Origin of the sequence: Salinisphaera sp. T5B8 (assembly GCF_040361255.1) — a bacterium.
GTDB lineage: Bacteria > Pseudomonadota > Gammaproteobacteria > Nevskiales > Salinisphaeraceae > Salinisphaera.
In genome coordinates this window covers 1-8,074 of record NZ_APNG01000042.1, presented here as the reverse complement: position 1 = coordinate 8,074, position 8,074 = coordinate 1, and the positions used below count along the sequence as shown (strand labels likewise).

General features: G+C 58.6%; 9 protein-coding genes and 1 pseudogene. 4 read left to right on the top strand and 6 right to left on the bottom strand.

What is annotated here, in order from left to right; genetic code table 11:
• Window positions 1-222 precede the first annotated feature (222 nt).
• Window positions 223-549: a YnfA family protein gene (locus tag T5B8_RS19790; RefSeq protein WP_209064985.1), complete on the top strand. Its 327-nt coding sequence runs from the start codon at window positions 223-225 to the stop codon at window positions 547-549.
• A 214-nt stretch (window positions 550-763) separates the two neighbouring features.
• Here T5B8_RS19790 and merA read toward each other — a convergent pair.
• From merA to T5B8_RS19760, 6 genes and pseudogenes are all read right to left on the bottom strand, one after another.
• Window positions 764-2,409 (bottom strand): annotated as a pseudogene (gene merA / locus T5B8_RS19785) (mercury(II) reductase).
• Between the two features lie 22 nt (window positions 2,410-2,431).
• Entirely contained in the window at window positions 2,432-2,644 is a 213-nt protein-coding gene (gene merF / locus T5B8_RS19780) for a mercury resistance system transport protein MerF (RefSeq protein ID WP_209064980.1), read from the bottom strand.
• 6 nt (window positions 2,645-2,650) lie between these two features.
• On the bottom strand, window positions 2,651-2,950 hold the full coding sequence (locus T5B8_RS19775; protein ID WP_348767511.1) for a cation transporter: 300 nt from the start codon (window positions 2,948-2,950) through the stop codon (window positions 2,651-2,653).
• A 12-nt stretch (window positions 2,951-2,962) separates the two neighbouring features.
• A complete protein-coding gene (locus T5B8_RS19770) occupies window positions 2,963-3,325 on the bottom strand; it encodes a mercuric transporter MerT family protein (RefSeq protein WP_209064978.1) in 363 nt (120 codons plus the stop codon).
• 88 nt (window positions 3,326-3,413) lie between these two features.
• Window positions 3,414-3,794: a MerR family transcriptional regulator gene (locus T5B8_RS19765; protein ID WP_353180980.1), complete on the bottom strand. Its 381-nt coding sequence runs from the start codon at window positions 3,792-3,794 to the stop codon at window positions 3,414-3,416.
• Between the two features lie 721 nt (window positions 3,795-4,515).
• Entirely contained in the window at window positions 4,516-4,923 is a 408-nt protein-coding gene (locus T5B8_RS19760; protein WP_209064974.1) for a MerR family transcriptional regulator, read from the bottom strand.
• A gap of 115 nt (window positions 4,924-5,038) precedes the next feature.
• Between T5B8_RS19760 and lnt the strand changes: the two genes are divergently transcribed.
• The 3 genes from lnt (at window position 5,039) to lspA (ending at window position 7,832) form a co-directional block, all read left to right on the top strand.
• Window positions 5,039-6,556, top strand: coding sequence for an apolipoprotein N-acyltransferase (lnt, locus tag T5B8_RS19755; RefSeq protein WP_353180978.1), 1,518 nt, complete (start codon window positions 5,039-5,041; stop codon window positions 6,554-6,556).
• A 90-nt stretch (window positions 6,557-6,646) separates the two neighbouring features.
• A complete protein-coding gene (locus tag T5B8_RS19750) occupies window positions 6,647-7,276 on the top strand; it encodes a cation diffusion facilitator family transporter (protein ID WP_293623294.1) in 630 nt (209 codons plus the stop codon).
• A gap of 76 nt (window positions 7,277-7,352) precedes the next feature.
• The gene (lspA, locus tag T5B8_RS19745) at window positions 7,353-7,832 is read left to right on the top strand and encodes a signal peptidase II (protein WP_353180979.1); all 480 of its coding nucleotides are present in this window, start codon (window positions 7,353-7,355) and stop codon (window positions 7,830-7,832) included.
• Window positions 7,833-8,074 lie beyond the last annotated feature (242 nt).

The following is an 8,074-nucleotide window of genomic DNA, read 5'->3' as shown; positions in this document are numbered from 1 at the left end:
GATGGGGAAAAGTACGCTAACTCACGCGTTTTCACACAGCCTGGGCCAGAAGCGGACGCTCACGGAGCTTCCGAACTCACTAATGCGCTGTTATCGCAAACACATCGACATGACACGCCTTCGGGATTCGAACCGTTTTTCAGTTCAGCCTAGTTCGTGAACGCTCAGTGCTGGTTTGCTCGCGTTAAACTGCATCGCCAAAAGCAAATCTGCTGGTCACTCATGCCGACACTTGTGGTCTATACCTGCGCTGCGCTTGCTGAGATCGCCGGCTGCTTCGCGTTCTGGTCTTGGCTCCGATCGGGGAATAGTGCGCTATGGCTTTTTCCGGGCATGGTTTCACTGGCGGCGTTCGCTTGGTTATTAACGCTCAGCCCCACTGATCAAGCAGGACGCGCTTACGCTGCCTATGGAGGCCTATATATAGTCGCTTCAATCCTTTGGATGTGGGCTATAGAAGGGCACGCGCCCGACGTCTGGGATGCCCTGGGCGGAGCGGTTTGTCTTGCCGGCGCAGCGATCATTCTGTGGGCCCCGCATGCGACGTGAAGTTTGTGCTTGAATCGCATACATCAGGGGCAAACTAGGTGAACCGATCATTGGAGGTCTGTATTGGGTGGTGCCCCAATCAAAGACATCGGGTCACGCGAAAATACCCCAAGACTTGATGGCGAATCCAGCGCTGCGAGGCTCGCCTCGCGCCGAACTGAAAGAGGTAGACGAACAACGGCTCGATCGATCAACCGATCGCTAACGGCGACAGTCACCCAGCACAGCAGGACAGCTGCTCGACATCTTTGGTAAAAGTCTGGGCACAGAGCTTGAGCGCTTCCACGTGAACCAGATAAGGAAACAACAGATCGCCCAAGGCTTCAACGGTCATGCCGTGGTGGACGGCCAATACAGCGGCCTGAATCATCTCGCCGGCTTCGGGAGCCAAGATTTGAGCTCCGAGTAGACGATGGCTGGCCGCCTCGGCAACCAGCTTGACGAATCCGCGGGTCTCGAAGTTGGCAAGCGCACGTGGTACATGTTCCAACCCTAAAGAACGGGTCTCGATCTTGAGGCCGCGCGCTTGAGCTTGGCGTTCATCCAGCCCACCGTCGCGATCTGCGGATCGGTGAAGATCACTGCCGGCATGACGGACAGATCCAGCCGCGCCCGACCGCCGGTCATGTTGACGGCCGCGCGGGTGCCGCCGGCGGCGGCCACATAGACGAACTGGGGCAGCGTCGTACAATCGCCAGTGGCATAGATATGCTCGGCGCTGGTACATAGCGAGGCATCAACCCTGATCGCACCGCGTTCATCGGTCACCACCCCGATCTTGTCTAGTGCCAAATCGCGGGTGTTCGGGGAGCGGCCCGTTGCCACCAGCAGCCGGTCGCCCTGGATCGGGCCGTCGTCGGTGTCGAGCGTGAATTGCCCTGCCGCAAAATGTACGGAACGCGCCTGGCTGTGCTGGCGTACGTCGATTCCTTCGGCGCGGAAGGCCGCGGCAAGGCCCTCGCCGAGCGCGGGGTCTTCGCTGGATAGCAGCGTACTGCGGGCCAGGACTGTGACCTTCGAACCCAAACGGCGGAACGCTTGAGCCTGTTCAACGGCAACGACAGAGGCGCCGATGACGATGATGTGCTCGGGCGTGCCCGGACTGAAAACCGCCTCATCGGACGTCCAATACGGCGTGTCGGCCAGGCCCGGTATCGGTGGGATCGTTGGGGAAGCCCCGGTAGCGATCAGAATGCGATCGGTCACCAAACGATCTTCGGACCCGTCATGTGCCGTGACAATTAGCGTATGCGCATCTTCGAAGTGGGCCCGCCCGCGGCGCAGCGTAATCGATGGATTATCGTCGAGTATTTTCTGGTACTTGGCCGCGCGTAGTTCTTCGACTCGGGACTGCTGCTGGCGCTGCAGGCGTGGCCTATTAATCGTTGGCTTGCAATCTGCCAACCCATCAAACGGGTTGTGGCGTTGGTGCTGGGCCAGTTCGGCGGCGCGAATCTGGATCTTGGACGGCACGCAGCCCACATTGACGCAGGTGCCGCCAATGATGTCGCCCGACTCGATCATGCTCACCCGCGCCCCTGCCTCAACGGCGCGGATGGCAGCCGCAAACGCGCCGCTGCCACTGCCAATGATCGCGATATGGCGGTTTTCGTCTTCTCCCGCGACCCGTGAAGACTGGGCAAGCGAAGATTCGTCGTCCCAGTTGCGGGCATCGTAGCCTTGGGCCTGTACCGCTTCGATCAGCGTGGTTTCATCTGTGCCGTCATCCAACTGGACTTCGGCACGGCGCTCGGCATAGGACACCACAGCGCTTGCGCTAGGAAGTGCATTGAGCGCGTCCTCGACCCTTTGGGCGCAGTGCGCGCAGGTCATGCCGTGAATAGCGAGTATGCGTTTCATTTGGGTTCCGGATCGGTCGGGTTTAGCAGGCCATTTTCTTACGCCGATAAACGGCGTAGATCGTCAGCCCCAGGAAAAAGGCCAGCGCGGGCAGCAGCACATAGTCCAAATAGCCCACCAGCGCAGAAAGACCGACGACGCCGAACAGGATCACCAGCACCGGCGTGAAACAGCACAGCGCCGCGATGACGGTGCCTGCAATGCCCACACTGAACAGCTTTTTATTGCGGCCCATGTGGTGTTACTCCGTTGGCTCGGACGGATAGCCAGCGCGGGTCGTGGCCGCGGTTAAGTCCGAGACCGAAGCAATCTTCGGATCGAAGGCGACCGTGGCGGTCTTGGACTCGTAGTCCACGCGCACCGTGTCGACGCCGTCGACCTGCTGGAGCGCCTTGCGCACCACAAAGGGACAGGTCGCGCAGGTCATATGACCCACCGCAAGCGTTACGGTCCTTTCAGCCGCCGCAAAAGCGCCTTGTATCCAGACCGTGCCCACCAGCAGCATGGTGGCCACTAGAATCATGCGTTGTTTTCGAACCATGACGATCGTTCCTTAGAGAAAAGCCGGCGCGTACCAGGGAAAGGTGAGCAGTGCCGTGACGAGTAATGCGAGCAGCCAGAAGATGAGGCGCTGACGGCGCTTGACCGCGGGTCGTGCGCACGCTGTATCGGAATCGCAACTCGGCTCGCGGCGATACAGCCGCCAACCGGCAAAAATCAGCAGCGCCAGCGTAATGACGACGAATATCGGCCGATACGGTTCCAGTGCAGTGAGCGAACTCATCCAAGCGCCGCCGACACCAATCGATATCAACAACACCGGCGCTACACAGCACAGGGAAGCCCCGACCGCGGCGAGTACGGCGCCGATCTGGGCCCAGGTGGTGCGACCGGTCGCGGTCGTGGGGTCGTTCATGAAAAGGCTCCGTGCCGGTTCGATAATCGGACGAAGCGCAGCTTAAACGCGGTACTCAGGTACCGTGTCAAGGGCTGGCTGAGTTATTTCAGTCGCGGTGGGACAGCGTCTTGATCAGCGGGCAATGGTCGGGAGCATGCGCGTTCCGGCAGCGATCGATCAGCCCATCCAGCGTGTCTTGCATTGCGGCCAGATCGGCGATGCGGGCTGCCAGCAGCGCGCGCTGATTTTCGGCGACACGGCGTACATCATCGCAATGGCCGTCGCCCAACTTTAGCAACTCGCCGATTTCGTCAAGGCTGAAACCCAGGCCCTGCGCGCGCTTGATGAAACGAATGCGGTCAACGGTCGCGCGCGGATAGCGACGGTAGCCAGTGGAAGGTTTGGGCGGCTGATCGATCAATCCGCGTCGCTGGTAATAGCGCACAGTTTGCAGATTTACGCCGGCGGCCGCCGCGAGTTTTCCGATCGTTAGTCCAGTCTCAGCCAGGTCGTTTCAGGTTCAATTTGCCACGCGTAAATACGGTAGCAACAAGACATACTCGATGCGCCGTCACCAGCGCCTATCCAGTCGCGGGCGGTGCAAGTTCAAACCGGGCCGAGTCGGTGCTGGTAAATCTTGGTGGAGGCTCATGCTTGCCTGTAGTGGGTGACCGATACGGTTTGGGCCATTGGCGACTGTATCCACTGAATGAGCAAATCCGGTCGAGCGTCGCCGCCGAGCATCTGTTTCACTGGGCATCAAACCACATCGAATTAAGGGTGCCTGATACGACTGCCCGTCAAGTCATTTTCGAAAGGCTTGGCATGGGTGCCGATCGCTGACTGGGATGGTCCACTTTAGGTCGATAGCCGGCCTCGCGCGATTAGCTATTCCGAGTTCCCTAACCGACGTGCCCCGGTAGAGAGTGCTTGAAAAACGTCTTGAGACGCTTTTATCGGCCGCCGAGAAACGCCGCCGAGTGCCACTCTGCCGGATGTAGGTTAGCGCCTGCGCCGTACCGGCGGCGCCTCTGTGCAAAAGAACGGCTCCACCCAAGTCGCCGAGCGACAATACAAACTAGAAAAGAATCGATCTGATGAAAACGTGATTGTCTTTTCCGCCGTTCATCGACTTTGTTTGGGTCAAAACACGAAACGGGAAAATCGTACGTTAAGCAGCGACGCGCGCCCGCAGCCTATCGGTAACGTTATTCATTGGCCGCTAAAGCTTCGATGATGCGGCAATTCTGGATTCGACCACCGCGGCAGGCATGAATCATATCCTCCAACGACATTTCCAACGCCTGCAAGGCCGTAAGCTTCTTACGCACGGCTTCGAGATGCTCTTTAGCGAGTCGAGCGACGTCTTCACAGGAGGCATCACTCTGATCGGCTTGCGTCAGCAGCATGCGTACATTGTCTTGGCTGAAGCCCAGTTCCCGGCAGTGCTTGATGAACATGAGCCGTTCGACATGTGAAGGGCGGTAGTGGCGCTGGCCGCCCTCGCTACGGCCTGCTTCCGGTAGCAGGCCTACGTCGCCATAGTAACGAATCGTGGCTACACCTACGCCCGTGTGTCGGGCGAGATCGCCAATCCGTAGATCGGATTGCCTCATAACCTTCTCGCGCTTGAAGCTCTAGTAGCTCGAGGACTTAGTGTGTGGCTGTTGCAGCACGCTCGCAACTAAAGCGTAGGAATATCCTGTGTGCAACCGAGCTTCGATCAACCGCATGTCGGCGCGCAACGTCTCAGCACTCCCAATCATGCTCGTGGTCTATGGTCTGGCGTTGCTCGCTGGCGGCGTTTTGCCGCTCGCTTTCGCGCCGTTAGGTTGGTATTGGCTGGCCGTGCTGTCGCCGGCGGTTCTATTCCTGTTGGCCGTGCGTCTACCAAAACGTGCTGCGCTGTGGGCAAGCTACTTCTTCGGGTTGGGTTACTTCGGTGTAGGCGTTTCATGGGTGTTTATCAGCATCAATCGCTATGGCAGCGGACCCGTAGCAGCCCTGCTCGTCACGGTAGGCTTTGTAGCCCTCTTGGCCTTGTTCCCGTGGTCAGTGGTATTTCTCGTGCGCACCTTATCCGCCCGGATGAATGGCGTTGCTCTATGGTTTGGTTTGCCAGCGGCATGGGTACTGAGCGAATGGGTCCGGCTCTGGTTCCTGACCGGTTTTCCTTGGCTTTTTTTAGGTTACAGCCAGATCGGCACGCCGCTTGCCGCGATCGCACCCGTATTTGGCGTGCTGGGCGTGAGCTTTGTGGTGACCGTTATGGCGGGGGGCCTTGCGTGGATGATTCTTCGTTTGAGCTTGCGGCGCCTGGGAATCACAAGCGGCGCACTGGTGGCGCTATTGCTTGGCATTTCATTGCTTGATCGTGAATGGACCGAGCCGGTAGTAGCCAAGCCACTGTCCATTGCGCTTGTGCAGGGGAATGTGGAACAAGACAGGAAATGGGAGTCAGGAGCGCTGGCGTTCACTTTGAGGCGCTATAGGGCACTGACACAGCCATACGCTGGAACGGACCTTATAGTCTGGCCGGAAACCGCCGTGCCGGCGTGGTTCGATCAAACCTCTGAATATCTAGACCGACTTCAAGTACGCCTCGGCGAGCGCGGATCGACCCTTATGCTGGGTATCCCCATGCGTACACGCCAGGGCGAAGCATACAATTCTGCAGTGAGCCTGGCTCGCCCAAGTCAGTTCTATTACAAACGGCATCTGGTGCCCTTCGGTGAATACGTCCCACTGCGTCGATTTGTGGGCCCATGGTTGAATATTCTGGGCGCACCGCTTGAAGACTTCAGGGCAGGCCAGCAGCCACAACTACTATATGCCTCCGGCATGCCCATCGGCGCATTGATTTGCTTTGATGTGGTGTTCGGCGCTGAAGTCACTGACCTGCTCCCAACCGCGCAGTTGTTGGTCAATCTGAGTAACGACGCGTGGTTCGGAGACTCCCTAGGGCCGCATCAACACCTGCAAATTACCCAAATGCGCGCCGTTGAAACTGGGCGCCCGCTTGTCCGATCCACCAATACCGGGCTCACGGCGGTAATCGATCACAACGGTCAACTGCTGGCGCGCGCGCCTCAGTTCGAGCCGACTGTTTTGCAGGCAGAGGTCACCCCGCGTACGGGGACCACGCCCTACGTCCGCTGGCAGGACAAACCGGTGCTGGCTGTCGTCGGGATCGCACTGGTCGTGCTCGTTGGGGTAGGAAAAAAGACAAACGAAATTCAGTCTCGCTGAGTGCTTGACCCTTTAGTCGCTAGAGGTTTTATCGTCGTCTTATATCCAACAGAGTTTGGCGCATGATTGCGCTGGTGGAGGGAACACGGGATGGCCGATTGCGGCTGTGAATTCGAGGCCAAAGACCAGGCCCAACAAAAGGCGCTCTACTGGCTGTTGGCGATCAACGGCGTCATGTTTCTAGCTGAGTTCGGGATTGGTTTGCTAGGCGGCTCGACCGCCTTGATCGCCGACTCGCTCGACAACTTCGCCGATGCAGCGGTTTATTCTGCGGGGCTGTATGCGGTGGGGCGCGCCGCCCATCACAAGGCGCGCGCCGCTTCCATCGGCGGCGTCGTGCAAATACTGCTCGCGCTGTTCGCCGTGGGTGAGGTGGTTCGGCGAACCCTGATGGGCAGCAATCCCGAGCCCAGCTACATGATGCTGATGGGCGCGGCGGCACTCGTGGCAAACACAACCTGTTTGCTTATCATCGCCCGCCACCGACAAGGCGATGTGCACATGCGCGCGAGCTGGATATTTTCGGCCAACGATGTAATCGCCAATATCGGCGTCATTGTCGGTGGCGCGCTGGTCTACTACTTCGACACGCGGTACCCCGATCTCATTATCGGTTTGGTCGTTGGTTTTATCGTGTTACGCGGCGGTATCCGCATCCTGAAGGACGCGCGCCAAACGCGAGACGAGCTTCAGGAATCACCGTCCTCGGAAAGCCCTTGAACATGGCGATATCTTCGCGCGGTGCAAACAGGAAGCATAGCTTGTGTCTGCGCGGGTGACGATAGGGGAGGACACGCTGAAAAGTTCTAGCCCGGCCGACAGGCTGCGTTGGTTGGGATTATCCCTCGTGATGCTGCTTCTGGATCAAGCAACCAAGTACGCGGCCAGCACCTATCTCGCCTATGGTGAGCGCAGAGCCGTCACAGAGTTTTTTAGCTGGATCCATCTACACAATACAGGTGCCGCATTCAGCTTTCTGGCCGATGCGGGTGGTTGGCAGCGGGCATTCCTGATCGGTGTCGCCGTTGTCATGTCGGCCATGCTGCTGGGCTGGCTGTGGCGCGGGGTGGCTTCGAAAGGTCAAGGAATAGCACTCAGTGCGATTCTAGGCGGTGCACTGGGCAACTTGACGGATCGCCTGCTACGCGGCCATGTGGTCGACTTTCTCGATTTCCACTACGCACAGTACCACTGGCCGGCATTCAACTTGGCCGATGTCTGGATTACCACGGGAGCCGCATTACTGATCTGGGCGCATAGAAAATACGGCAACTGAGCGTATCGGCCGCATTACTGAGCCAGCTCGGGCTGCCTGCATCCCCACTACGGCTCAGACCCTTTTGAAGCTTTTAGGCAGCTTAAGGTAGCGATGGGTTCACGGTGCTCGGAATCGACGTAGAAAGCGTCGAGGGTGGAAGGCAAAGCCCCGAGTCATTACAGGCTTGTACCACGGCCTGGACGGTGGGTATGTGAGTTACTGTCAAATCTGGTGTATGAGGAAAGAAGCTAGGCGGCTTT

What these genes read in the sequence shown, in the direction of transcription:
- T5B8_RS19775 (WP_348767511.1), bottom strand. Translation starts at nt 2,950, where the DNA reads ATGGTTCGAAAACAACGCATGATTCTAGTGGCCACCATGCTGCTGGTG.
- T5B8_RS19790 (WP_209064985.1), top strand. Translation starts at nt 223, where the DNA reads ATGCCGACACTTGTGGTCTATACCTGCGCTGCGCTTGCTGAGATCGCC.
- T5B8_RS19760 (WP_209064974.1), bottom strand. Translation starts at nt 4,923, where the DNA reads ATGAGGCAATCCGATCTACGGATTGGCGATCTCGCCCGACACACGGGC.
- T5B8_RS19770 (WP_209064978.1), bottom strand. Translation starts at nt 3,325, where the DNA reads ATGAACGACCCCACGACCGCGACCGGTCGCACCACCTGGGCCCAGATC.
- lnt (WP_353180978.1), top strand. Translation starts at nt 5,039, where the DNA reads ATGTCGGCGCGCAACGTCTCAGCACTCCCAATCATGCTCGTGGTCTAT.
- T5B8_RS19750 (WP_293623294.1), top strand. Translation starts at nt 6,647, where the DNA reads ATGGCCGATTGCGGCTGTGAATTCGAGGCCAAAGACCAGGCCCAACAA.
- merF (WP_209064980.1), bottom strand. Translation starts at nt 2,644, where the DNA reads ATGGGCCGCAATAAAAAGCTGTTCAGTGTGGGCATTGCAGGCACCGTC.